A 23,839-nucleotide genomic window follows, 5' to 3' on the forward strand; every position below is an offset into this window, starting at 1 on the left:
CCAGGGCCTGCGACTGTCCAAGACCCATTCGGCGACCTCGATACCGTATGGGTATCGTTGCACCATGGAGCTACGCACGCTGCGCTATTTCGTGGCGGTTGCCGAGGAACTCCACTTCGGCCGGGCCGCTGCCCGGCTGCACATGAGTCAGCCACCACTGAGCCGGGCGATCAAGCTGCTGGAGACCGAGGTCGGCGCCGCGCTGTTCGACCGATCCTCCGCCGGTGTCACACTCACTCCGGTGGGGGCGGTACTGCTCGATGAGGCGCGCGCCCTGCTCGACCAGGCCGACCGGGTACGCGTACGCGTAGCAGCGGCGGCCGGCGACGCGGCCATCACCGTCGGCATCCTGGGTGACAGCACCGACCCGGACGCAACCCGGCTGGCCGACGCCTACCACCGGCGGCACCCGCGCGTTGAAGTCCGCATCCGTGAGACCGACCTGACCGATCCCACCTGCGGGCTGCATGCCGGACTGGTCGACGTCGCCCTGACCCGCGGGCCTTTCGACGAGACCGGCCTGACCGTGCACGAGCTGCGCGCCGACCCGGTGGGAGCGCTGCTGCGCGCCGACGATCCGCTGGCCCGCCGCGACAGCCTGAAGCTGGCCGACCTGGCCGACCGCCGCTGGTTCGTCTTCCCGGAGGGCACCGACCCAGCCTGGCAGTCGTACTGGAACGGCGGGGAAACTCGCGAGGGTCCGGTGGTGCGCGCCGTCCAGGAATGTCAGCAAGCTGTTCTCTGGAACGGCACGGTCGGCATGACTCTCCTGGACCACGAGCCAGCAGAGGGGCTCAGCGTGGTGCCGCTGATCGACATGCCGCCGAGCCGCGTGGTGGCGGTATGGAACGAGGGCGACTCGAATCCGCTGATCCGCTCGTTCGTCCGGATCGCGGCCGCCGCCTACCACGCCTGAGGGTCTCACCGGCGGCTCCGAGTATGACCAGTAGGCGTGCGCGAACCCACGCTCCGATCCTCCCGAGCCCAGGGCCGTGAGACTGCCGATGGCACGACGGCAGAACCGGCGCGACCGTTCGCCTCACACTTCGTCATCTCGTTCCGAGGGGCGGTGGGGATTGTTCGAGCGGGTGGTGGAGGTGGCTCCGGTACGGCCTCAAGGCGGTGGACGGCGGCGGTTCGGCGATCGCGAGGTCCTGGCCGGGATCGTGTTCGTGGCTCCCTCCGGCTGTGCATGGCGCCAGGCGCCGAAAGATGCGGCCCGTCGGCGAGAACGTCACGATCTGGGGGAGGGGCAAAGCCCCAGCAGGTAATGGCGCTGATCGCGGGCCTGCCAGGCTGCGAGCCGTGTCTGCTTTCGCTGCCATGGCGCTTGCACCTGGGAGCCGGAACTTCCCGCCGAACGGCGGGGTCAGACCTACGATGCGGAGAGCCATGCCGCCCTTGAGCCACTCCGCCGATTCCGCTGCTGCGTGCCGGACTTGAGGTACGGGGGACTTGAGGTGCAGGGTCCCGCACCACTGGCCGGGACTGCCGGACAGCGTGCGATGACGCCGACAGCAAGGACGATTTAACCTTCCCCTGGATCCAGGACGGCAGCATGCACCACCACAGATCACACGACGTCACAGACTTCACGACGTCATGGACCACACGACGACACAGAGCGCACGACGTCACAGACCACACGACCAAAAGAACCTGACGAAGCGCCACTGCGGTCGGGCCTCAGGAATGTCTACACGGGGGAGTTACATGGATGACTACATGGCGGACGACGTATACATGGCGGGCAGGCACGCTCCGGAGGACTCTCCCGCGCACAAGTTGTACCTGTGGATTGAGTGCCTGCACGAGATCATGGACCGGTTCCTCGACGAGTTCACCTACGAGGAATGGGAGCACGAATACAGCGCTCGTGAGCTGCCGGAACTGGAGGAGCACCTGCTCGACTTCTGCAAAGGCGACGACGGCAGCGACTCGAACGCGATATTCATCGAGTCCGTCGCGGTCTATCTGGGCGAGACGCTACTGGAGGAAGCAGGCGGGCGCTGGGACTGGGACGAGAGCGCGGGCACGGACGGGCTGCCCGTGGTGTGCCCGGATCCTGTCCTCGGCCTTGAACCGGTCGTTCCGCTCCTTCTCGTCGGTCAGGCCGTAACGGAGAGGACCGGGAAGGTCTTCGCCACAGTCGCGCGCCTGCTGCGCAAGGCAGTCAGGGCCCGGCAGCGGGAGCACCCGGAGTGGTGGCCGAAGCGGGTGACCACGCCGTGGGTTTACTACGGGTGCCTGCTCACGGCCGCCGACACCGCGTACCGCTGGCGGAACGCCCGCATGCTCGACTACCTCAACTGGTGGGCCAAGGCAGCCGGCGGCCGGGAACGCTGGAACTTCACCCCCAAGTCCCTGGACAGGCTGGAGGCGCTGCTGCGCAAGAGTTTCCCGACGGTCGAGGACTACTACGAGGCCAGCGACGAACCGTTCTGGGTCATGGCCGCCTGGTACGTGGGTCAGTGCATCGTCGAGCGCAAGGGCGCCCAGTGGCAGTACCGCGGGGTCAACCCCGACGCTCCGCCCGGAACTTGGCACGCGGAGGACGGCTACTGGGCCGGCGCCGTATTCGTCAACCAGCGGCTCCGTTACGACGGTCACGCCGAACTTCTCCCCGTCATGTTGCGTGACGTCATTGCCGGCGAGAGTCTGCGCGACGTGGTGGACCGCTTCCCGGACCGCGTACCGGAGGGGGAGTACGTCTGGGGGGAGCCGACCTGGCCCACCGCGCTGTGGCCGCTGGTCCGCCCGGAACATCTGGAGACACCGGCCCTGCCGCCCGTCACGGGAGAGGAGCTGAAGGAACTGGAGGAGGCGGATGACCTGGCGGGTCCGGACTGGGAGGACAACTACCGGCTGAACACCTGGCTGGCCGAACGGCGGCAGGCCTTCCCCGCGTGGGCCGAGGAAGTGGGCGGAGGAACCGCCGAGTGGGACTTCTCTCCTCAGTCCCTCGACCGGCTCGAAGGCCTGGTGCGTGGACTGTTCGGCACCTACGAGGAGATCTCGGCCTCGCAGGACGACCCGTTCCTGGTCGGCGCGGCCTGGTACTTCGGGGAGGTCCAGGTCCGGCAGTGCGGTGCCGTGTGGAGGTGGCGCCCGCAGCCCTCCGACGAACCCCATCTGTACGACGTCCCGATGGTGGCGTGGCCGGAATCCGACTCGGGAGATGACGACGAGTACGACGAAGATCCCGATGAAGATGACGACGACCACATCCACATCTGCGATCCCCTGAGCGGACTGCGGGCGCTGTTCGTGCACGGGCCGGAGGAGAGGCTGCGGAACGCCTTGAAGGCGTACGGCTAGCGCCTGTCGGCGCCGCTCCGGCCGGTCTTCCACCATCTGATCCACGTCCGGCAGGGCACGGTACGGCACACCGTGGACTTCCAGGACTACACGCTGGAACCCGGCTCCTGGCTCTGGGTGCGAGCCGGCCAGGTCCATCACTACGTTCCGTGGGATCACCCCGCGGCGCGGGGCACCCTCGTCATCTGGCAACCCGGCTTCGTGCCCGCGGAGCCCCTCCAGGACGACTCGCCCATGGTCCTCGCCGGGCGCCACGCCCGCTCCGCCGGCCTCGCACTGCGCCACCTCGTCCACGAATACGGAGACCTGGCCTCCATCCCCCTCGACGCTCACATCGAGACGCTGCGCCACCTCGTCCACGAATACGGAGACCGGCTCTCCCCGTGTTCCTTCTTCTTCCGCTGAGGCAAGTACTTGCCTCAGCGGAAAGTGCTTGGTAGCTTTCCGTTCAGGAAAGTGCTTCCGCTGACTCCTACGACCTCGCCCGGAGGTGGCCCGTGCCCCTTGAACCCGACGCTCAACACGCAGCCCGCGCTCTTGACGACGTCCAGCGGCGACGCGACCAGGCGATAGACGCACAACGTCAGCCCCGTTGGTTCTCGATAGCCTGGGGTGCCCATCTGTTCCTGGTCTTCGCCACACCCGACCTCCTGCCGCTACTCCACCTGGAACGGTGGTGGCCATGGTGCTTCGGGGTTCTGGCGCCCCTGACCGTGGCGTTTCTCGTCGGCCAGTACACGCGATGGGGGCGGAGCCTGCTCGGCCTTCCGCCGGGGTTGCAGGTCCGGGGGATCATCCCGCCGGGGTTGGCGGAGCAGCGTTCTCGCCGGCGGACGTTTACCTTCATAGGCGTCGCCGCCGTCGCTTTCCTGACTTTTGGCGTGATCCTGACCCACATCCCCTACTGGCATCTGCTGATGGGGCTTGCTCTCGGGCTGGCGGCGATGCTCCAGTCCAACCGTCAGACCGAGCGACTCAAGCGCCTCAGTCAACTCGGGGACGCCCATGACCGCTCCTGAGATCGACCCGTTGTTGCTGGACCCCACCCGCCTGTCGATCACCGCACTGCTGGCGGCCACACGATGGGCCGAGTTCAAGTTCGTCCGCGACTCCCTGAACCTGTCGGATTCGGCGCTGTCCAAACAGATCAGCACGCTGAGCAAACGAGGATTCGTCGAGGTGAAGAAGGGCTACGTCGGTAAGACTCCCCGTACCTGGCTGAACTTGAGCCGTGACGGACACCTCGCACTGCAAGCGCATCTGACGGCATTGCAGGATATCGCGGCCCGGTCGGCGCAACGCGTCTCCGGTGATGACGGAGGCGGATTAGCGGAGCCGTAGCCAAAGGATCGAGGACGCGACGCCCACTGGTTGCGCGCGTACAGACCTCATCCGCCTGTGCAAACCTGACGCAGCTGACCAAGGCCGGCGCCATTGCCTCGCATCTGCTCTCTCAGTCGGCTACGCCGCTGATCGCCACGACCTTGTCGATCGACATCCGTACCAGGAGGATCCCGGGCACGCCGTTCCGGGCGGCGTACTCCGGTGCACGGTTCTCTCCCACGTAGCGGGCCGCGATCCGGGCCGCCCATTCGCGTACCTGCTGTGCGTCCTCGCTCACCTCCACCCCGGAAGCCGGGGCGGCCGCTGGCGCCGATGGACGGTGTGCCGCCGCTGGGCTCCTGACGGCTTCGCCGGCGGTCGACATCGCTCTCCACGAGTTCCTGTCGGAGCCGTGGAGCGCGTGTCAGGAAGGTCATACCTCGGGCCCGGATTGCCCGGCAGGATTCCTGTGCCGCACGGTGCCGCTTCCGGTGCTGCGTGTGGGCCCGCGGGGCCGGGTGGTCGGTGGTCGGCGTTCAGTTCAGTCGACGTCCAGGGGGAGGGGTGGAAGGCGGAGGTGCGCGAGATCTGCGGGGGGTGGGCTGGTGTGGGGCCACAGGGGGGTGATGCCGGCGTCGGCTGCCGCGGGGGCGTCGGTCAGGCGCATGCGCTCCCGCAGCCGGCCGTAGAAGTCGGTCGGTCCGAGTCGCACGACGCGCAGGCGCCGCGGTGCCGCGTAGACGCCGATCCAGTCCCCCGGATCGAGGACGCCGCGCAACTGGCCGTCGACGCTCACCGCCGCGCGGCCGGAGTGTTCCAGGACGCGCACGGCAACGGCCTCGTCGGGGGCGGCAACTACCGAGCGGTTGAAGGTCATGTGCGGGGCGACGGGGGTGAAGACGATGGCATCGGCCGCGGGGGAGATGACAGGGCCGCCGGCGGCGAAGCTGTAGGCGGTGGATCCGGTGGGGGTGGCGACCAGGACGGCGTCGGCGGAGTACGAGGCGAGCAGTTGGCCCGAGAGGTACACGCCGAGGGAGACCTGCCGGTCGCGGGCCAGTTTTTCCAGGACGATGTCGTTGAGGGCCGTCAGGTTGAGGGCCACACCCCAGTCGAGGGCGACGGCACACTCGGGGCGCACCAGCGGGGGCGGGAGCGCGGGGCCCCGGCCGTAGCGCAGGAGGGCTTCCATCCCCTCGGGGAGTCCCAGTGGCCGGGACGCCCGCATCGTCAGCATCAGGCGGGTCTCGACATTCACCTGACCGTGGTGGACGGTGTCCAGCGCGCACTCGACGTCGTCGGCCGGGACTTCGGTCAGGAACCCGAGGGTGCCCAGGTCGACGCCGAGGACCAGAGCGTCGTTCTGTGCGGCCAGGCGCGCTCCGCGGAGGAAGGTACCGTCTCCTCCGAGCGTGACGATCAGGTCGGGGCCACCGGCAGCGTCGACCTCCTCCCGCGCATCCCGCCGTTGCTCGTCCTGACTCCACACGTCGATGGCGACGCACCCGACGCCCTGCCGCACGCACCACCGTCGGACGACATCGGCGGCCGCTACGGCGGCGGGACGCCCTTCGTGGACGACGATGCCCACCTGTTGCACGCTCACGCAGTGTCCTCTCCCTCTGAACGTCCGTGTGCACATCGGCGAGGGAACACCCGCCTCGGACGGCTGCGGGCGTCCCGGCAACCGGCGCGGGAGCCATGAACACCGTGACCGCACCTGGCCCACCAGGACTGCCCACCGGGCGAGCGAATCCCGCCGCGATGCACCGTGCGGGACAGCCCGTGGCCCAAGGGGCAATTCCACCCTGTACAGGGCTGTAGGTGTGTATTCGCAGGGCAACTTCACGGGCGAAGTCATCCCAATGGTGGGGTAAGGCAGCCGCAACAAGGGGCGTCGTCGTACGTGCACCCGGCGGCCTGATGGAGGACGCGATGCCGCCATGGCGGCAACGTCATGCGGACCGCTCTCGGGCAATTGTCAGCACGCTCACCTGCGAGCCGGAAACGCCGCCACTGCTCCCGCACCCGGACCTTGACCCTGACACGACGTCAAGGTGCAGCCATCGGTGAGGGAGGCGGCCTTCTGGACTTCGCCTCTCACCGGGCCGTCCGCCCCGCCACGGGGGAGCGGGGCAGACGGCCGGGAGACCCGCGCCCGGTCCAGGACGCGACCCGACGGTGCCGCTGCAAGGCACTCATGGCATCAGTCTGTCCGCTCCGGCGAACCCGAGGGCGAATTCCGCTGGGCACGCGCTTCCCGGCCGGGCGGGTGCGGGCGCCCGGTGCCGGTCAGGTCGCCGGCGGTCAACGCGATCCACAACGACAGGACCGCAAGAGGAAGTTCGACCAGAAAGGCGGTGGCCAAAGCGACGAGAATGCCGCCCGCCTCCCCACGGGGCGTGGTCATCACGTCGAACCAGGCATCGACCACCAGCATGGTCGTCACCGCCACGGCCGCGAGATTCACCTGCCGGTGTCGTCGGTGGGCGAGCACCGCCGTCAGCAGAACGACGGCGGCCAGGCCGATGTCGAATCCGACCCACGGTGCGTCGTAGGAGGCCAAGGTGGCTCGCCGGGGCAGCGTGAACGCCAGATACAGGGTCCAGGGGACGAGCGCCACCCCGAGGATGGTGAACAGGGGAACGACCCACCGTGGTGTCGGACGGATTCTCAGCATGCCGCCGACCCCGGATTTCCGCACCGCTCTCACACGCACACCTCTGCATCGTCGGTACCGCCCAGTCGCTACCGAAATACCATGAAGAGGTCCTACCCGCCCACAGCACCCGAGTGCTGGTGGTGCACGAGAACCAGAACCCGACAGCCGGAAGCCGCCAGTCTTCGTCACACGATGCCTCGGCCCGCGTCCCGCGACCGGCCGACACTGTCGGGTCTGCTCGGTCTCCGGCCGGTCGGGATGCCAGTCGCCCCAAGTGCAGCAATTCTTCCCCGCCCTCGCCCGTGAGACCGGTGCCGCTTTCATTACCCGGGACCCTGTCTACGATCACATCCACGCCGCGGATGCAGCCTTCCGACGCCGCGCTTTGAGCGCGGGTAACCCCGGCGCCCCTGTCCCCACCACGCCCCTGCACGACGTCATCCGCACTTGGCAACTGCACCTCGCCGGTTGCCCAGGACCGGACGGTTCACCTCCGCCTGCGCGGAGAGCGCTGTTCAACGGCCCACACCAGATCGGCACCGGCCCCCGGTTCGGGCAGGTGCCTGCGACGTTTGGTCCCGCCAACGCTCAACGGCCCCAGGGGAGTACAGACCGGTCGGCTGCGGTGCGAAACGAGATCTCTGCAGCACCTTTCGATGGCAATCGGTCAATGCCGACCGGCCTTGCCGAGGCATCGGTCGGCGTCCGGTCTGCCCGCTGGGCGATCAGCCCCGGTCACCCAGGTCCAGGCGGTCAAGCAGCCCGGCCTCGGTGAAGGCGGCGACCAGTTCGTCACGGCCCTCGGTGAAGTGCGCCCAGCTGTCGTAGTGGACGGGAACCACCCGGCGGGCACCAAGGATCTGGGCAGCGTCGGCGGCCTGCGCGCTGTCGAGGACGATCAGCGCGCCGTCGAAGAGAACGGGGAAGCGGGGAGCTCCGGCGAACAGGATCGCGGTGTCCACCGGGCCGAACCGTTCGGCGATCTCCTTGACAAGGTCGAGCGAGGCGTTGTCGCCGCTGACGTAGACCGTGGGTAGGTCCTCCCCGGTCAGGACGAATCCGACGACCTGGCCGGTGATCGGTTCGACCTCCTCGCGCGCGCCGGGCCCGTGGACGGCGGGCACGCCCGTGACAGTGATCGTGCCGCCGCCGGGGCGGTTCAGCGCGATCGATTCCCAGTCGGCCAGCCCCCTGGCCCCCGCCCCCAGGCGCTGCCCGCCCCCAGGCGTGGTCAGGGTCAGCGGGACGTCGGCAAGTACTGCCCGGCCGGAGTCGTCGAGGTTGTCGGGATGCTCGTCGTGGGAGAGCAGGACCACGTCGATACGGCCAAGGCCGGCCGGCGAGGCGGAGGCGGGTGCCGTCTTGGTCAGCCGGCCACCCGGCACGTGGTAGTCGCGGGGCGCGTCGAAGGTCGGGTCGGTCAGCAATTGCAGGCCCCCGTATTCGAAAAGGGCGGTCGGTCCGCCGAAGACTCGGATGGGGATCTGCTCAGTGGTCGTGCTGGTAGCAGCCATCAAAACCTCACGGATAGGAAGCGATTTATCCGTGAAGCACGTTAGTGGTATCTCACGGATGAAGGCAAGCCGTACCATGACAACTATGAGCGAGACCGCGACCGCCGAACCCGTGCCACCGCCCGCGCCGGGGGCGGAGGACTATCTGGCCCTCCACTTCGTCAACAGCGCCATCGCGCTGCCCGGAGGGCACTTCATTGATCTCCTCGGCACCCCCGAGGCCACGAACCGGTGGCTCGCCGAACACGGCCTCGCGCCATCCGACGCCGGGGTGCAGGAGATGTGCGCGACGCAGCTGCGCTCCCTGCGCGAACACCTCAGGGCCTTGTTCGCCGCCCGCGTCGCCGGGCTGCCCGCCCTGCCCGCGGCACTGTCCGCCGTCAACGACGCGCTGAGCAGAGCCCCCACAGCCGCCCTGCTGTACTGGGACGAGAAGAACGGCCCCTACCGCGCGGCGCCGTGCCCCACCAACGAGATCCTCGACCGCGCTCTCGCGACCCTCGCGGCCAACGCGGCCGATCTCCTCACCGACCCCGACGCCGACCGTCTCACCAACTGCGCTTCTACCCCCTGTAACCGCTACCTGCTGCGCCACGGCCGCCGCCACTGGTGCTCCACCCGCTGCGGTGACCGCGCCCGCGCCGCCCGCGCCTACGCCCGGCGCACCCAGCCGCAGGCAGACTGACGAACCTCGTGCCGCCCGGGAGTCACTCGAAGCTGACGTGTCGCCCGGTCGTCGCCGACCAGTACTGGCCCCGGAAGTGACGCACGCTCCGTGGCCAGGGGGACGGACGCACCGGCGCAACCGTCCTCGAACCGGATGATCTCGAAGTCGCAGCAGTGGGCGCCGCTGTTGCTCGCGTACAGCATCGGCATACGTCACCTCGACGTAGGGTCCCGCGTACCCAGCCCCGAACGGTACGGCCATTCAGCACCCCCGGCGTGTTTACCTCACGCGACTACGTTCGCCGGCAAGGAAGCCGAAACGGCTGGGGCTCGCTGTCGAACGCTTCGCTTAGACAGCAGCGCCTGGCTTCGTTCATCTCTAGGAGAGCGCTTGTCGACGGGTTCCGGAGGCAGTTGGTGATCAACAGGCTCGTGAATGTTGAGCAGAAACGCCGGCACTGACCTGGCCGTCGGTAGCGGCAGAGGCCCGAGCCCTCTTGGTGACCGACGAGCGGCTCACCACCCATTGGGTGGGGGCACCCATTTGGATGCCCAGCCGGGTTCGGTCGTGTCGGGTAGTAAGGATGGAACCCGACCTCGTGACTGACGAGCGACTGCGTGGTGTTCTCGACGAGCTTGTCCGCAGGGAACCGCTCTTCCACCGATCCGAGTTCGCGTCACGCCGAAGTCATACCGAGGATGCGCCGCGGTCCTGGCCGGTCCCCCATATTGGTGGAAGTACCCACGTATCCCCGCCGAAGGGGGCACCATGGCGACGGGCTTTTGGAAGCGACCCTTGACGGCCGATGTCTTGCCGCTGCCCGGCTGCCCCGCGACGAACACCACCACCGGACGTGCCAGATCCGGCTTCGGTACCGCGCCGTCCAGGACGCCGGGCAGGACGGTTCCGGTCAACACCTCCTCGGCGCCGCGCCGCACAGACCGGCGGGATCACCATCGAGACCCACGCCCGCTTCGGCTTCACTGCCGCCCCTGGTACGACGGACGACGGCCGGATCAGGCTGATCACCCAGCACCTGCCCCCGGCTTACGCAGCCCGGCTCTTCGATGCGCAGTCCGCCGGCGCCGCCGAGCAGCAGCTGCAGAACATCGCCGCCGAAGGCCTGCAGGAGATCTACTTCAAGGACCGCGGCCGCCGCGCCGACGGCCTCTTGGTGGAGTTCACCGACATCGACTACGTGGAGCTCGACTTCTGACGGCGGCATGCGTGAGGGCCTGGAACCGACGGTTTCCAGGCCCTCATATGTGTCTTCGCGGGGGACGGTGCCTACTCAGCCAGCTTTCGTGACGGCCATGGCGGGTGCGCTCTCGGTCCCTACTTGGCCCAGGCGGTGCAGGAGTTGAGCTTGGTGCTGCCTTCGAATCGCGCCACCTCGAGGCCCTCGGCCGTGATGCCGTACTTGTCCTTGACTTTGGTGTTGACCTTTAGGACAGGGCCCGCGCCTAGGTACTGGGAGTGCCACTTCCACTTCACAGTCGAGCTGCTCCCGACGCGCTTGCTGAGGAAACGGATCTTCACATGGTGGCCGTCCTCGTCCGTGTCCTTGAGATCCATTCCGATAGTGATTTCGGAATACGGGGTGTCCCCCTCATTCAGGCTCAGGACCCCGAGCGCCCCGGTCGTCCCACAGTCGGCCCAGACGTACCGCCCCTTCGCTTGCACAGTCCCAGCTCCGGCCAGGCTGATCGCGATGGCAGTGGCGCTCGCCCCCGCTATCATCGACATTCGCACCTTATGGCGACGCTTCATTCGCTTTCCCCCTGTGAGAACTTGAACACCAACACGCTGGTCAGCGCGTTGGACGTGAGAAGGCTATGGGTCGGCTGCTCGTGATGCAACGCACTTCATGACCAACGCGCTGCACGGTCACGCTGGTTGTCGGAAGTGCGAGACAACGCCGTACCGTCAGCGGAGAGTGTGCGGGAGCCCGCCGGCCTCGACGGACTGCGCCGCACCCACCTGTGCGCCCGCGAGGCCGCACGAGTCGCCTGGCAGAGCGGCCGGAGCGACCTGTGCGACTACCGACAGGTCCGCCTGGCCGCGCTCATGACGGCCAACACCGAACAGGCCGGCTGGTTCGTCCACGACATCCTGGGGCCGCTGGCCACCGATGACTCCCGCACAGCCGACCTGCGCCAGACCCTGCGCCACTACCTCGCCTCGGGACGCAGCCTGCTCCACACCGGGGAACAGCTCCACATCGCCCGCAATACCGTCGCCTACCGCGTCAAGAGTGCCGAAGCGCGCCTGGGACGCACCGTGGGCACGGACGACCTCGAAACCCGGGTCGCCCTCGACGTATTCGACCACCTCGGCGACGGCCGGCCGGGCCCTGCGGGCCTTGGCGACCGGCGAGCCGGGAACTCCACCCCACCGGAGGTGACGGGCAAGGCCCGCGAAGCACCGAACGACTGACACCGTCCGCGCGACGCATCCCGGCAAGGGGCCAGGCACCCGGTCACCGCCGAGCGCGGTTCAGCGAACCGGGCCGGTGGCTGGGCAAGGGTGTCGCGGATGATCGCGTTCCCGGCCCGGCCCGGCCCGGTACCACGCGCGGGCCGGGGGATCGGAGCACGCCGGGGCGGCCGCGCGACCGCCTCCCGGGTCATGGGCTTGCGGCCGGTGGACGTAGCACCGCGCGCAGGGGTACGGAGCCGCCCGGTCAGGCGCCCCGCACCCCCGCACCACAGCAGTCGCGGCCCCTCAGCCCCGACCTGACCCGGGTCCCTCAACCCCGGTCGTACGTGTGGAACCCACGGCCCGTCTTGCGGCCGAGCAGCCCCGCCTCGACCATGCGCAGAAGCAGGGGAGGCGGCGCGTAGAGAGGTTCCTTGAACTCGTCGTACAGCGATGCGGCGATGGAGGCGACCGTGTCGAGGCCGATCAGGTCGGCCAGCTTGAGCGGCCCCATCGGGTGCGCGCAGCCCAGTTCCATCCCGGCATCCACGTCGGCGGCGGAGGCGAAGCCGGATTCGGCCATCCGGATCGCTGACAGGAGGTAGGGGATGAGCAGGGCGTTGACGACGAAGCCGGCCCGGTCCTGAGAGCGGACCACGGTCTTGCCCAGTGTCGTGCTGACGAACTCCTCGGCCGACGCGGTGACGCGCGGTGAGGTGTGCAGGGACGTGACGACCTCCACAAGGGGCAGTACGGGCACCGGGTTGAAGAAGTGCAGCCCGAGGACGTGGTCGGCGCGCCGGGTGGCCATGCCCAGGCGCATGACCGGGATGGCGGAGGTGTTGGTGGCCAGGATCGCTTCCGGATCTTCGACGATCTTGTCGAGGGCGGTGAAGACCTCCGTCTTCGCCTCGGTGTGCTCGACGACGGCCTCGACGACGAGCTGCCGGTCGGCGAGGTCGTCCAGGCTGCCGGTGAAGACCATCCGCGTGAGCGCGTCCTCCGCCGAGATCCGGTCCAGCTTCCCCCGCTGGACGGCGCGTTCCAGGGAGACGGCCACCCGTCCCCGGGCGGCACGGGCGGCCACCGCGTCCGCCTCGCAGACGACGGTGTCGAGCCCGGCACGGGCGCACACCTCGGCGATGCCGGCCCCCATCTGACCGCCGCCCACCACTCCCACCCGCCGGATGTTCCTGTTCATGAGCGCGCCTCCGCGTGCCGGACAAGGTGCCGGGAGTAGGCATCCGGGGTGAAGAAGGGCGGCAACTCCCGTGCCATGGCCGTCCGTTCGAAGAGCGCGCGGACCTCTTCGATCCGGGCCCAGGGGTATTCGGCCCCGAGGGCGGCGGTCTCGTCGTCGAGCACCTGCTGCACCGTTTCCCGGTCGATGACGCGGTGCCGCAGCCATTGCCAGATCTGCACCCGGGCGATCTCCGCGGTCGCCGCGTCCTCCATCAGTCCGTGCAGGGCGACCGCTCCGCTGCCCCGCAGCCAGGCGTCGAAGTAGCGCAGCGCGACCGCGATGTTGGTGCGCACGCCCTCCCGTGTGGGCGGGCCGCTGATACGGCGCACGGACAGCAGGTCCGCCGCGGTCACCTCCACGTCGTCACGGGTGCGCTCGATCTGGTGCGGCCGGTCGCCCAGAACGTCGTCGAACACCGTGCGGCAGACAGGGACGAGGCCGGGATGGGCGACCCAGGAGCCGTCGAAGCCGTCCTCCGCCTCGCGCTCCTTGTCCAGCCGGACCTTGGCCAGCGCGGCCTCGTTGGCGGCCGCGTCCTTGCCGGGCACCTGGGCGGCCATGCCCCCGATCGCGTGGGCGCCCCGCCGGTGGCAGGTGCGCACCAGCAGTTCGGTGTACGCCCGCATGAAGGGAGCGGTCATGGTGACCTTCGCCCGGTCCGGCAGCAGGAAGTCGGTGCGGTGCCCGAACGTCTTGATCAGGCTGAACAGGTAGTCCCACCGGCCCGCGTTGAGCCCGGAACCGTGCTCGCGCAGCTCGTAGAGGATCTCTTCCATCTCGAAGGCCGCGGTGATCGTCTCGATGAGGACGGTGGCGCGGACGGTGCCGCGGGGGATACCCAGGAGATCCTGAGCCAGGACGAAAATGTCGTTCCACAGTCGCGCCTCGTACCGGTTCTCCAGCTTGGGCAGGTAGAAGTACGGGCCCTTCCCGGCGTCGATCTGGCGCTGCGCACAGTGGAAGAAGTACAGGCCGAAATCGACGAGCGCGGCGGGCAGGGGCCGGCCGTCCCTCTCCAGGTGCTCTTCGAGGAGATGCCAGCCGCGGGGGCGGACGACGATGGTGGCGACCTGGTTGCCGAGACGGTATTCCTTGCCCTCGGGTGTGGTGAAGTCGATGCGGCGCTCGACGGCGTCGAGCAGGGTGAGCTGCCCCTCGACGACGTTGTCCCAGGTGGGGGAGGTGGCGTCCTCGAAGTCGGCCATCCAGACCTTCGCCCCGGAGTTGAGGGCGTTGACGGCCATGCGGCGCTCCGCAGGGCCGGTGATCTCCACCCTGCGGTCGCTCAGCCCGGGCGCCGGCGGGGCGACGCGCCAGGAAGGGTCCGCGCGGACGGCGCTGGTGGCGACGGAGAAGTCGAGTCGGTGTCCGGAGGCGAGCCGCGACACCTGCCGCCCGCGCTCCTTGAGGAGTTCCTGGCGGCGCTCTCCGAAGGCGGCGGCGAGGTGGCCGACGAAGTCCAGGGCCTCCGGCGTGAGGATCTCCTCATGACGGTGCCCGGGTGCCGCGAGGACCTGGACGCGGTGCATCAGTGCGCTGGTGGACATGCGGGTCTCCTGACGAGGGGAGAGCGGGGCCGGACGGAGACGGTCGTCCGGCCCCGCTTGATCATGGGCCGACGGGATGCGCGGGCGCCTGACGGCGGCCTAGTGGAACTGCTCCGCCTCGGTGGAGCCGGCGAGCGCGGTGGTCGAGGAGGCCGGGTTGAGGGCGGTGGAGACCTGGTCGAAGTAGCCGGTGCCGACCTCGCGCTGGTGCTTGACGGCGGTGAAGCCCTGCGCCTGGGCGGCGAACTCCTTCTCCTGGAGGTCGACGTAGGCGGTCATGCCGGACTCGGCGTAGCCGCGCGCGAGGTCGAACATCCCGTGGTTGAGGGAGTGGAAGCCGGCCAGGGTGATGAACTGGAAGCGGTAGCCCATCGCGGCCAGTTCCCGCTGGAACTTGGCGATCTGGTCGTCGTCGAGGGCGGCCTTCCAGTTGAAGGACGGGGAGCAGTTGTAGGCGAGCATCTGCTCCGGGTGCTCGGCGTGGATCGCCTCGGCGAACTCGCGGGCCTGCGCCAGGTCCGGGGTGCCGGTCTCGACCCAGATCAGGTCGGCGTACGGGGCGTACGCCAGGCCGCGGGCAATGACCGGCGCCATACCGTTCTGGACGCGGTAGAAGCCCTCGGCGGTGCGCTCGCCCGTGACGAACTCGGCGTCGCGCTCGTCGATATCGCTGGTCAGCAGGTTCGCCGCGAGGGCATCGGTGCGGGCCACGATGACGGTGGGCACGTCCGCGATGTCGGCGGCGAGGCGGGCGGCGTTGAGGGTGCGGATGTGCTGCCCGGTGGGCACGAGGACCTTGCCGCCGAGGTGGCCGCACTTCTTCTCGGAGGCGAGCTGGTCCTCGTAGTGGATACCGGCCGCACCCGCCGCGATCATCGCCTTGGTCAGCTCGAAGGCGTTGAGCGGCCCGCCGAAGCCCGCCTCGGCGTCCGCGACGATCGGCGCGAGCCAGTCCGTGGTGTCCGATCCGCCCTCCGCGGTGGCGATCTGATCGGCGCGCAGCAGCGCGTTGTTGATCCGACGCACCACCTGTGGCACGGAGTTGGCGGGGTACAGGCTCTGGTCGGGGTAGGTGTGACCGGCCTGATTGGCGTCGGCCGCGACCTGCCAGCCGGACAGGTAGATGGCCTCCAGGCCGGCCTTCACCTGCTGAACGGCCTGGCCGCCGGTCAGCGCGCCCAGCGCGTGGATGTAGTCGCGCTCGTGCAGCTGCCGCCACAGCCGCTCGGCGCCGCGCCGGGCGAGCGTGTGCTCTTCATGGACGCTGCCCGACAGCCGGATCACATCCTCGGCGCCGTAGCTGCGCTCGATGCCCTTCCAGCGGGGATCGGTGGCCCACCGCTGCGCGAGTTGCTCGGCCGCCGTCGTCTTTGCCTCTGCCATGACCTTCACCGTCTCCATGAGTCGCGTGGTCTGCCAATGTCTCCTCCGCCGTGCACCGGTTCTGAAGAGGAGTGGCACTGTGTGTCTCGTATGAGTGCGGCCCGCCGTCCCGTCGAGGGCGATGCTGAGCAATGCTGCCTGGCTGCCGGACAGAAGATGCCGGGATCTCCGACGTCAGGGCATGAATCGTGCCCGGTCATCTGCCTCGGTCACCTGGTATCGGCGGGCCGCACTGGAACTCTGACACTGGCACCGAGTGCCATCAATCATGGATGCATGCCAAGTTCTGCGAATCTTCTTCCGCCGATTTGCCAAGGTTGCGAAGGGTTGCGGAGGGGGCATGCCACGTACGCTGGTCCTCGCCATGACGGCCGCGTCCACGGCCGGAGCGACAGATGACCCGACGGGGGAGGAGTGCGGTGAGCAAGACATATGCGGGCGCGCGGCTGCGGCGCCTGCGCGAGGAACGGCGCATGAGCCAGGCCGAACTGGCCCGGGTACTGGGCATCTCACCCAGCTACCTGAACCAGATGGAGCACGTCTCCCGCCCCCTCACCGTGCCCGTGCTGCTCAGGCTCACCGAAGCCTTCGGCGTCGACCCCGGCTTCTTCTCGGAGCGCGACACCAGCAGACTCGTCGCCGACCTGCGCGAGGCGCTGGCAGGTGAGGTCGCCGAGGCCCGGGTCTCACCCTCGGACCTGGCCGAGCTCGCCTCTCGGATGCCGGCCGTCGCGAGGTTCCTGCTGGATCTGGGCCGACGCGGACAGCTCCTCGCCGAACGGATCGCGGAGGCGGCCGACGACCGCGACGGCGAGCCCGTCACCCCCCGCTCACCCCATGAGGAGATCCGGGAGTTCTTCTACCGCCGCCGGAACTACCTGCACGACGCCGATCTCGCCGCCGAGGACCTGGCCCGCCGCATCGGCATCCGGCCAGGGGACGTCGTCAGGGCGCTGTCCGACAGGCTCACCGAGACGCACGGCGTCCGCGTGAGCACCGAGGCCGCCGAACGCCTGCACCATTACGACGAACCGTCGCACACCCTGCACCTCTCCAGCCGTCTCCGGCCGGGCCAACAGGCGTTCCGGATGGCCACACAGCTCGCCCTGCTCGAATTCGGCGACGAACTGGACCGGCTGGCGGCGGAGGACTTCCCGACCGGGTCGGCCACGCACGCACTGACGCGCATCGGCATCGCCAACTACTACGCGGCCGCACTGATCCTGCCCTACCGCGCCTTCCACACGGCCGCCGAGAACGTGCGGTACGACATCGAGCGCCTCACCGACCACTTCGGTCTCGGCTACGAAACCGTCTGCCACCGCCTCAGCACCCTCCAGCGCCCCAGACTGCGCGGCGTGCCGTTCTCGTTCGTCCGCGTCGACCGCGCCGGAAACATGTCCAAACGCCAGTCCGCCACCGGGTTCCACTTCTCCCGCGCGGGCGGCACCTGCCCGCTGTGGAACGTCTACGAGGCATTCGCCGCGCCGGGCCGCATCCACGTCCAGATCGCCTCCATGCCCGACGGGCAGCGCTACTTGTGGACCGCCCGCGCGGTCACGCGGCACCGCGGCGGCTGGGGTGAACCCGGCAAGACGTTCGCCATCGGCCTCGGCTGCGAAGTCCGGCACGCCTCGCGGCTGGTCTACTCCGACGGCCTCGACCTCGACAATGCGTCCGCCGCGACACCGATCGGTATGGGCTGCCGCATCTGCGAACGCCTCGACTGCCCCCAGCGCGCCGTGCCACCGCTGGGTCGCCCCCTCGCGATCGATGAGAACAGCAGCACGTTCGTCCCCTATCCGGTGTCCGACCGCAGGCAGTGATCACTGTCCGATGCCGCAGGCTCGGCGCCCCGACTCGCTGCCGCCCGGCAGATCAGGTCAGCAGGTGGTTGGGGTGGGAAAGACGGCGCGCCGTGGCCACGAGCGCCTGGATCTGCGAGCCGGCCTGGTCGATATGGGTCACGGGTGTCTTGAACTGCGGGGTTCACGGATCGCGGCGGGGCAATGCCCGCTGTTTCGTATCTGCGGAAGAACCGGCTCGGCCGAGTCGAGCTGCCGTCTCGTTCCCTTCCTGCACGGACGGACGCACCGGGGCAAGCCGGTTCAGTGTGCAGGGGAGTGCGACGGCGGAGTTCGGTCGAGCATGTCCAGGAGCAGTGCGCAGAACCTCGTGGGTTGTTCCAGTGGCGCGAGGTGTCCGGCGTGGGGGATGACCACGAGGTCGCCCGCGTGGAGCTCATGGGCCAGGCTCTCGCCGCCTTGGAAGAAGTCCGGCAGGTCCAGCTCGCCGACTCCCACGACCGCCGGCATGCGGAGCCTGCGTAGTGCGGCGGGGTCCTTGCTGAGCGGGTCCACGGCGTGGGCCGGCTCACCGTGGGTGAGCCGTGACGCCAAGTCGTTGCGCAAGGTGCGAGCCACCTGCGCTTTCACTGCGGGTGACGCGCCATCAGCGGTCCATGCCTCGACACCGGCCTGCACGGCTGCGTCGATGTCACCTGCGGCCAGTGCTGTCCTTTCGCGGTCCCAGGCAGTCTTGAGCCGCGCGGAAGCGGGTTGATCATGGGCGCGGTATCCCACCAGCACCAGACCCTCCACCCGGTCACTCGCGGCCACCGCCACCTGGAGCGCCACCAGCGCCCCGAGGGAATTGCCGGCGAGCACGAAACGGTCGACACCGAGGTGATCGAGCGTTTCGAGGACATCCGACCATGGCGCCACCTCGCGCCCGTCACGCACCACCGCCTCGCCGTGGCCCGGCAGGTCCAGGGCGATCGCCCGGAAGCCGGCCTCGGCGAGCAGGGGCAGGTGGGCGCTCCACATGGTGCGATCGGTGGGCCGGGCGTGGAGAAGCACGACGGCTCTTCCGCGGCCTGCGTCATCAGCGGGCAGGTGCATCAACGACTCCTTGGGAACGGTCTGAAACGGGTGGCCGACGTCGCGAGGAGGGCGACGTTCAGGCGGCGTTGGTGAGCTCGTCGACCTGCTCGGCGCTCAGGCGCAGCGTCGCTGCCGCGACGTTCTCCTCCAGGTGCGGAACCTTGGAGGTGCCGGGGATGGGCAGCATGACCTCGGAGTGGGCCAGCAACCAGGCGAGCGCGACCTGGGACGGGCCGGCGCCGTGCGCGGCGGCGACCCGATGGAGTGGTCCGCCCCGGCGGGTGGGTTCTCCGGCGGCCACCGGTGCCCAGGGAATGAAGCCGATGCCCTCTCGGGCGCAGTGGTCGAGGACGTCGCGCGAGCTGCGGTCGGTGAGGTTGTAGCGGTTCTGGACGGTGACGACGTCGGCGGTCTCGCGTGCCTCTTCGATCTGGTCGATCGTCACCTGGGACAGTCCGATCGCCACGATCTTGCCTTCGTCCTGGAGGTTCTTGAGTTCACCGACCTGGTCTGCCAACGGGACCTTCGGGTCGACCCGGTGCAACTGGAAGAGGTCGATGTGGTCCAGGCGGAGCCGCCGCAGGCTCATCTCGGCTTGCTGCCGCAGGTACTCCGGACGTCCCACAGGCGGCCAGGCTTTGGGGCCGAGGCGTACCACTCCCTGATCCGTCTCGATGATGTCGGGTCCGTTGCGGGTGAGTCCGGCCTTGGTGGCGATGAGCACGTCGTCGGCGTAGGGGTGAAGAGCTTCCCGGATGATCTCTTCACTGACGCAGGGGCCGTAGGAGTCGGCGGTGTCGATGAGCTGGACGCCGAGTTCGACGGCGCGGCGCACCACACGGACGCATGCATCGCGGTCGTCGGGCTCACCCCAGACACCGAGTCCGGTGAGGCGCATCGCGCCGAAGCCGAGGCGGGAGATCTCCTTGCCGGCGATGTGGAAGCTTCCGGAGGCGTCAGCGAGGGTGTCGGTCATCGATGGATGTTCCTTTCTGTGCGGAGGTGTGCTGCTCGGCCCGGCGGCGTAGCAGGATCAGGCCGTCGCTGCTGGGGCTGCCGGGCTCCGCGCTGTAGAGGGACAGGTGCTGGCCGGGAGCGCTGGTGATGGCCAGCGCCTCGTAATGCAGGTGGAGTTCCCCTGCCTGGGGGTGGTGGAAGTGCTTGTCCTCGTGGGTGCGCGGGCGGATCTCGTAGCGTGCCCACAAGGTCGCGAAGGCCGGGCTGTGGACGCCGAGGCTGCCGACGAGACGCTCGATACGCTCGTCATCGGGGAACTGCGCCGACGAGGCGCGCAGGTTGTTGACGGCGATGTCGGCCGCCTTGTCCCAGTCGCCGTAGAACTCGCGGGCGAAGGGATCAAGGAAGATCATCCGCAGCAGGTTGTCGTAGCGGGCGAATCCGCGGTACAGCTCCTGCGCCATCGCGTTGGCGGCCAGGATGTCCTGTGACGGCCCGACCACGAACGCGGGTACGCCGCTCAGGCCGTCCATCAGCCGCAGCAGTTCCGGGCTGACAGTCCCGGCCGGGACCGGGGACCGTGCGGGTGTGGGCAGACCGAGCCGGAACAGGTGAGCGGCGGCGTCGTCGTCGAGCCGCAGGGCCCGTGCGATCGCCTGGAGCACCTGCTCGGAGGGGTGCCTCTCGCGGCCCTGTTCCAGACGGATGTAGTAGTCGGTGCTCACCCCGGCGAGCAGTGCCACCTCGTCTCGCCGCAGCCCCGGCACCCGCCGTGAGCCGTCGTCGGGGAACCCGGCCTCCCGGGGCGTCGTCACATTGCGCCGGGCGCGCAGATAGTTTCCGAGCTTGTTTTCGCGGTCCACGACAGGGACGGTAACGCGACTCGGACGGTCGCCGGGTAGGTGCGGCGCACCCTCCCACCTCGCCCGCACTGCTCCTAACGTTGGCGGCATGACCAGGCAAAACGCGGACCGCACCACGGTTTTCGTGACAGGAGGCCCATGCGGAATCAGCGCCCAGGTCTGCCGTCCCCTTGCCATGCACGGCTACCGCGTCGATGCGCCGCGGACGGCACCCATGCCTGCGCCACCACCCAGAGCATCCGCGACTCCCTCAGCACTGTGGGCGCCCCGTCTCCGCAACGGCAGCGGCGCCGACAGGCACACGATCATGGCCTTCGGTCAAGGTTCTATAGGAGAACTGACGCCTCATCATGTACGTACTTACCCGCACACCTGTCGAACCCGGCGCCATGGACACCGAACTACCCAGCCACCACCGCCCCGAGAGCTGCCACCGCCCCGAGAGCACCTGGTGACCAGCTGGTCACCCCGCCCCAACTCGTATACCGGTACCGGAGAACACTGATGCCCGAAACCTTCGCCAGTGCGGTCGTCCCGGGTGGGGCCGCAGCCGTGTGGCGCACCGTCCGCGACTTTGGCTCCCTCGCGGCCTGGCAGCCCGCTGTCGCGCGGAGCGACCTGTGTGACGGGGGCGCCTCTGACCGCGTCGGCAGCGTCCGTTCCCTGCTCATGGCCGACGGCGCGACGGTTGTGGAAACGCTCGTCGCGCTGGATGACCACCAAAGATCGCTGACCTACGACATCGTCGAATCCCCTTATGCCGTGCGGTTCTATCGCGCGATCCTGCAGGTTCTGCCGCTCACCACCACCGGCGAAGCGTTCGTGTGCTGGTCGGTGGTCTTCGACTGCGAGGCTTCTGACGCCGAGGCACTGGTCGGCTCCTTCCGCGACGGCATCTTCGCAACAGGACTACGTGCCCTTGCCGAGCGGTTCGCGACATCCTGACCGCCCCAAAATTGATCACGTCACCGGCCCTGCGCGGAGGGGGTGGGGGATACATGTTGTCGTCCCCGGCCGGAACCCCCGTCCTGCTGGTGACGGCCGTGTTGGGTCGTCACCCCCCCTCAACCGCGGACGGCCGTGTTGGGCCGGGCCAGGTGACGGATGTTGCCGTGTGCCGTGCCGTTCGCCCACGCATCATCCGCCACGCCGCACGCGTCAGGCGCACGGATCCCGATCCGGTGGTCGTTGCCGCCGCGCTAGCATGCGTCCCATGCCGGACGCCCCGCCCCGCCCCGAGCCGTTCACCCCGCAGGCCGCCCCCGCGGCGCTCGAGGACCTCCGGGCGCGGCTGCGCGCGACGCGCTGGCCGGACGCGCCCGAGGACGCCGGGTGGTCGCTCGGGACCGACCTCGCCTACCTCCGCGAGCTCGTCGCCTACTGGGCGGACGGGTTCGACTGGCCGGCGCAGGAGGCGGCGCTCGCCCGGCTTCCCCGCTTCCGAGTCCCGCTCGGCGGCATCGGGATCCACTTCGTGCACCACCGGGCCGCCGCGTCTGCCGGGCCCGCCCTGCCGCTGGTCCTCAGTCACGGCTGGCCGGACTCCTTCTGGCGCTACGCGAAGGTCATCCCACTCCTCACCGACCCCGGCGCGCACGGTGCCGACCCCGCCGACGCGTTCGACGTGGTCGTGCCCGACATGCCGGGCTACGGGTATTCCGACCGCCCAACCGGCCCGCCCCTCGACGCCGTTGCCGTCGCCGGCCTGTGGGCCCAGCTGATGAGCGTCCTGGGCTACGAGCGGTTCGGCGCGGCGGGCGGGGACATCGGCAGCCACGTGAGCCGCTACCTCGGGCTCGACCACCCCGGCCGGGTCGTGGCCGTCCACCGTATGGACGCGGGCCTGCCCGTCTTCACCGGCGACCCGGCGGACCTCGCGGCCGAGGAGCGCGCCTGGCTCGACGGCGCCGTGGCCTGGGGCGGGAGCGAGGGCGCCTACGCCGCCATGCACCGCACAAAGCCTCAGACCGCCGCTTTCGGGCTCACCGACTCGCCGGCCGGCCTCGCCGCGTGGATCGTCGAGAAGCTCCGAGCGTGGAGCGACTGCGACGGCGACATCGAGCGGTGCTTCACGAAGGACGAGATCCTCACCAACGTCACGCTCTACTGGCTCACGGGGACGATCGGCTCATCGATGCGCATGTACCGCGCGAACGCCGCGATCCCTCCCGCTCAGCACGCCCGCCGGGTCGAGGTGCCGTCCGGCTTCTCACTTTTCCCGGGTGACATCGTCCGCCCACCGCGGGCGTGGCTCGAACGCACGGCACACGTCGTGCGGGTGACCGAGCCCGCGCGCGGCGGGCACTTCGCGCCCTTCGAGCAGCCCGAGCTCTACGCGGAGGAAGTGCGCGCGTTCTTCCGCCCCTACCGTGCGGCAGTGAAGGGCTGAGGGCGCCGCCGCGCGCGGGCGTGGCCGTGAGGCCCCGCACAGCCCACATCCATAACCAGCCGCCCTCTGCCGCCCAGCAGATCACGCAGCAGAGCGCCGAGCACCGGCCCTCCTCACGCACTCAATTTGCGTCCTCATGCCTGCTGCTGTGCCCGCAGGCCGAGGCCTGGAAGGATTCCACCGACCCATACTTCGACGCCAAGCTTGACCGCATCGAGTACCGCATCGAGTACGCGCTCACCCAGCGGCCCGAACGAACCTTCACCTTCGATGAGTTCGGACCGCTGGGCATCCGCCGCACCGCCGGGTCTTGCTGGGCGAAGCGGGGCCACCCCAACCGGAATCCGGCAACCTTTCACCGCACTCACGGCAACCACCTACTCCACGGTTGCTACTCGGTCGGCGACGACACGCTGTGAGGCATCAACCGGCTCGCCAACTCGAACCACCCCAACCACACGGTCCAGACACGCGAATTGCACCGATACCTGCGCTGGCGCAACGCCAACGCCCGACACCTGGCCGTCCTGGCCGCCCAACGCCGGGAACGGGCCCGCGTCCGCTGCGAGAAGGGCATCCGATGGGGCGGGCCCCTCGCCACCACGGCCTGATCATCCAACCCGGTGACGGTGGGACGGCGCAGCCGGTCAGCGGGAGGGCTGACAAGCAGGAG

21 protein-coding genes and 4 pseudogenes are annotated in these 23,839 nt (G+C 69.2%); 13 read left to right on the forward strand and 12 right to left on the reverse strand.

Annotated elements, in window-relative coordinates:
* Positions 1 to 64 precede the first annotated feature (64 nt).
* The 6 genes and pseudogenes from ACWGI6_RS08170 to ACWGI6_RS08195 all read left to right on the forward strand — a co-directional run bounded on the left by ACWGI6_RS08170 (position 65) and on the right by ACWGI6_RS08195 (position 4,659).
* Positions 65 to 916 (forward strand): LysR family transcriptional regulator, encoded by an 852-nt coding sequence (locus tag ACWGI6_RS08170; protein ID WP_453266729.1) that lies wholly within the window; start codon positions 65 to 67, stop codon positions 914 to 916.
* An 88-nt stretch (positions 917 to 1,004) separates the two neighbouring features.
* Positions 1,005 to 1,208 (forward strand): annotated as a pseudogene (locus ACWGI6_RS08175) (transposase); the annotation flags it as partial.
* A gap of 517 nt (positions 1,209 to 1,725) precedes the next feature.
* Positions 1,726 to 3,318 (forward strand): hypothetical protein, encoded by a 1,593-nt coding sequence (locus tag ACWGI6_RS08180; protein ID WP_453266730.1) that lies wholly within the window; start codon positions 1,726 to 1,728, stop codon positions 3,316 to 3,318.
* Positions 3,319 to 3,357: 39 nt separating this feature from the next.
* On the forward strand, positions 3,358 to 3,723 hold the full coding sequence (locus ACWGI6_RS08185; RefSeq protein ID WP_453266863.1) for an AraC family ligand binding domain-containing protein: 366 nt from the start codon (positions 3,358 to 3,360) through the stop codon (positions 3,721 to 3,723).
* Positions 3,724 to 3,815: 92 nt separating this feature from the next.
* The gene (locus ACWGI6_RS08190; RefSeq protein WP_453266731.1) at positions 3,816 to 4,337 is read left to right on the forward strand and encodes a hypothetical protein; all 522 of its coding nucleotides are present in this window, start codon (positions 3,816 to 3,818) and stop codon (positions 4,335 to 4,337) included.
* The gene (locus tag ACWGI6_RS08195) at positions 4,324 to 4,659 is read left to right on the forward strand and encodes a winged helix-turn-helix domain-containing protein (protein ID WP_453266732.1); all 336 of its coding nucleotides are present in this window, start codon (positions 4,324 to 4,326) and stop codon (positions 4,657 to 4,659) included. The genes ACWGI6_RS08190 and ACWGI6_RS08195 overlap by 14 nt, the downstream gene beginning before the upstream one ends.
* A gap of 112 nt (positions 4,660 to 4,771) precedes the next feature.
* On the opposite strand, the pseudogene ACWGI6_RS08200 reads toward ACWGI6_RS08195, so the two are convergent.
* The 4 genes and pseudogenes from ACWGI6_RS08200 to ACWGI6_RS08215 form a co-directional block, all read right to left on the reverse strand.
* Positions 4,772 to 4,939 (reverse strand): annotated as a pseudogene (locus tag ACWGI6_RS08200) (PPOX class F420-dependent enzyme); the annotation flags it as partial.
* 243 nt (positions 4,940 to 5,182) lie between these two features.
* On the reverse strand, positions 5,183 to 6,247 hold the full coding sequence (locus tag ACWGI6_RS08205; RefSeq protein WP_453266733.1) for an NAD(+)/NADH kinase: 1,065 nt from the start codon (positions 6,245 to 6,247) through the stop codon (positions 5,183 to 5,185).
* Positions 6,248 to 6,847: 600 nt separating this feature from the next.
* Positions 6,848 to 7,264 carry a hypothetical protein gene (locus tag ACWGI6_RS08210; protein ID WP_453266734.1) on the reverse strand — a complete coding sequence of 139 codons (417 nt, stop codon included), beginning with the start codon at positions 7,262 to 7,264 and terminating at the stop codon, positions 6,848 to 6,850.
* Positions 7,265 to 8,028: 764 nt separating this feature from the next.
* Positions 8,029 to 8,817 carry an MBL fold metallo-hydrolase gene (locus ACWGI6_RS08215; protein WP_453266735.1) on the reverse strand — a complete coding sequence of 263 codons (789 nt, stop codon included), beginning with the start codon at positions 8,815 to 8,817 and terminating at the stop codon, positions 8,029 to 8,031.
* Positions 8,818 to 8,902: 85 nt separating this feature from the next.
* Here ACWGI6_RS08215 and ACWGI6_RS08220 point away from each other — a divergent pair, with 85 nt between their 5' ends.
* Positions 8,903 to 9,502: a CGNR zinc finger domain-containing protein gene (locus tag ACWGI6_RS08220; RefSeq protein ID WP_453266736.1), complete on the forward strand. Its 600-nt coding sequence runs from the start codon at positions 8,903 to 8,905 to the stop codon at positions 9,500 to 9,502.
* A gap of 497 nt (positions 9,503 to 9,999) precedes the next feature.
* Here the strand turns inward: ACWGI6_RS08220 and ACWGI6_RS08225 are convergent, their stop codons facing one another.
* Positions 10,000 to 10,422, reverse strand: a complete 423-nt coding sequence (locus ACWGI6_RS08225; protein ID WP_453266737.1) for a zeta toxin family protein — start codon at positions 10,420 to 10,422, stop codon at positions 10,000 to 10,002.
* Here ACWGI6_RS08225 and tpg point away from each other — a divergent pair.
* Positions 10,407 to 10,700, forward strand: a pseudogene (gene tpg / locus ACWGI6_RS08230) (telomere-protecting terminal protein Tpg); the annotation flags it as partial. The gene ACWGI6_RS08225 and the pseudogene tpg sit on opposite strands and share 16 nt — an antisense overlap.
* 119 nt (positions 10,701 to 10,819) lie before the next feature.
* Here tpg and ACWGI6_RS08235 read toward each other — a convergent pair.
* Positions 10,820 to 11,059, reverse strand: a complete 240-nt coding sequence (locus tag ACWGI6_RS08235; RefSeq protein ID WP_453266738.1) for a hypothetical protein — start codon at positions 11,057 to 11,059, stop codon at positions 10,820 to 10,822.
* Between the two features lie 330 nt (positions 11,060 to 11,389).
* On the opposite strand from ACWGI6_RS08235, the gene ACWGI6_RS08240 reads away from it, so the two are divergent.
* Positions 11,390 to 11,920 (forward strand): PucR family transcriptional regulator, encoded by a 531-nt coding sequence (locus tag ACWGI6_RS08240; RefSeq protein ID WP_453266864.1) that lies wholly within the window; start codon positions 11,390 to 11,392, stop codon positions 11,918 to 11,920.
* 313 nt (positions 11,921 to 12,233) lie between these two features.
* Here ACWGI6_RS08240 and ACWGI6_RS08245 read toward each other — a convergent pair whose 3' ends face one another.
* From ACWGI6_RS08245 to aceA, 3 genes are all read right to left on the reverse strand, one after another.
* Positions 12,234 to 13,103: a 3-hydroxybutyryl-CoA dehydrogenase gene (locus ACWGI6_RS08245; protein WP_453266739.1), complete on the reverse strand. Its 870-nt coding sequence runs from the start codon at positions 13,101 to 13,103 to the stop codon at positions 12,234 to 12,236.
* Complete coding sequence (gene aceB, locus ACWGI6_RS08250; RefSeq protein ID WP_453266740.1) at positions 13,100 to 14,692, reverse strand: malate synthase A; 1,593 nt, start codon at positions 14,690 to 14,692, stop codon at positions 13,100 to 13,102. Before aceB ends, ACWGI6_RS08245 begins: the two co-directional genes overlap by 4 nt.
* 99 nt (positions 14,693 to 14,791) lie before the next feature.
* Complete coding sequence (gene aceA / locus ACWGI6_RS08255; RefSeq protein WP_453266741.1) at positions 14,792 to 16,075, reverse strand: isocitrate lyase; 1,284 nt, start codon at positions 16,073 to 16,075, stop codon at positions 14,792 to 14,794.
* A gap of 419 nt (positions 16,076 to 16,494) precedes the next feature.
* Between aceA and ACWGI6_RS08260 the strand changes: the two genes are divergently transcribed.
* Entirely contained in the window at positions 16,495 to 17,901 is a 1,407-nt protein-coding gene (locus ACWGI6_RS08260; protein ID WP_453266742.1) for a short-chain fatty acyl-CoA regulator family protein, read from the forward strand.
* A gap of 282 nt (positions 17,902 to 18,183) precedes the next feature.
* On the opposite strand, the gene ACWGI6_RS08265 is transcribed toward ACWGI6_RS08260, so the two are convergent.
* The 3 genes from ACWGI6_RS08265 to ACWGI6_RS08275 all read right to left on the reverse strand — a co-directional run bounded on the left by ACWGI6_RS08265 (position 18,184) and on the right by ACWGI6_RS08275 (position 20,777).
* Entirely contained in the window at positions 18,184 to 18,933 is a 750-nt protein-coding gene (locus tag ACWGI6_RS08265; protein ID WP_453266743.1) for an alpha/beta fold hydrolase, read from the reverse strand.
* A gap of 100 nt (positions 18,934 to 19,033) precedes the next feature.
* Positions 19,034 to 19,933, reverse strand: coding sequence for an aldo/keto reductase (locus ACWGI6_RS08270; RefSeq protein ID WP_453266744.1), 900 nt, complete (start codon positions 19,931 to 19,933; stop codon positions 19,034 to 19,036).
* Positions 19,914 to 20,777 (reverse strand): helix-turn-helix domain-containing protein, encoded by an 864-nt coding sequence (locus ACWGI6_RS08275; RefSeq protein WP_453266745.1) that lies wholly within the window; start codon positions 20,775 to 20,777, stop codon positions 19,914 to 19,916. The genes ACWGI6_RS08270 and ACWGI6_RS08275 overlap by 20 nt, the downstream gene beginning before the upstream one ends.
* Before the next feature lie 504 nt (positions 20,778 to 21,281).
* On the opposite strand from ACWGI6_RS08275, the gene ACWGI6_RS08280 reads away from it, so the two are divergent.
* The 3 genes and pseudogenes from ACWGI6_RS08280 to ACWGI6_RS08290 form a co-directional block, all read left to right on the forward strand.
* Positions 21,282 to 21,722, forward strand: coding sequence for an SRPBCC family protein (locus ACWGI6_RS08280; protein WP_453266746.1), 441 nt, complete (start codon positions 21,282 to 21,284; stop codon positions 21,720 to 21,722).
* Positions 21,723 to 21,990: 268 nt separating this feature from the next.
* Positions 21,991 to 23,166 (forward strand): epoxide hydrolase family protein, encoded by a 1,176-nt coding sequence (locus ACWGI6_RS08285; RefSeq protein ID WP_453266747.1) that lies wholly within the window; start codon positions 21,991 to 21,993, stop codon positions 23,164 to 23,166.
* Between the two features lie 155 nt (positions 23,167 to 23,321).
* A pseudogene (locus tag ACWGI6_RS08290) lies at positions 23,322 to 23,777 on the forward strand (IS630 family transposase); the annotation flags it as partial.
* Positions 23,778 to 23,839 lie beyond the last annotated feature (62 nt).

The sequence above is a fragment of the Streptomyces sp. NPDC054786 genome (assembly GCF_053611685.1).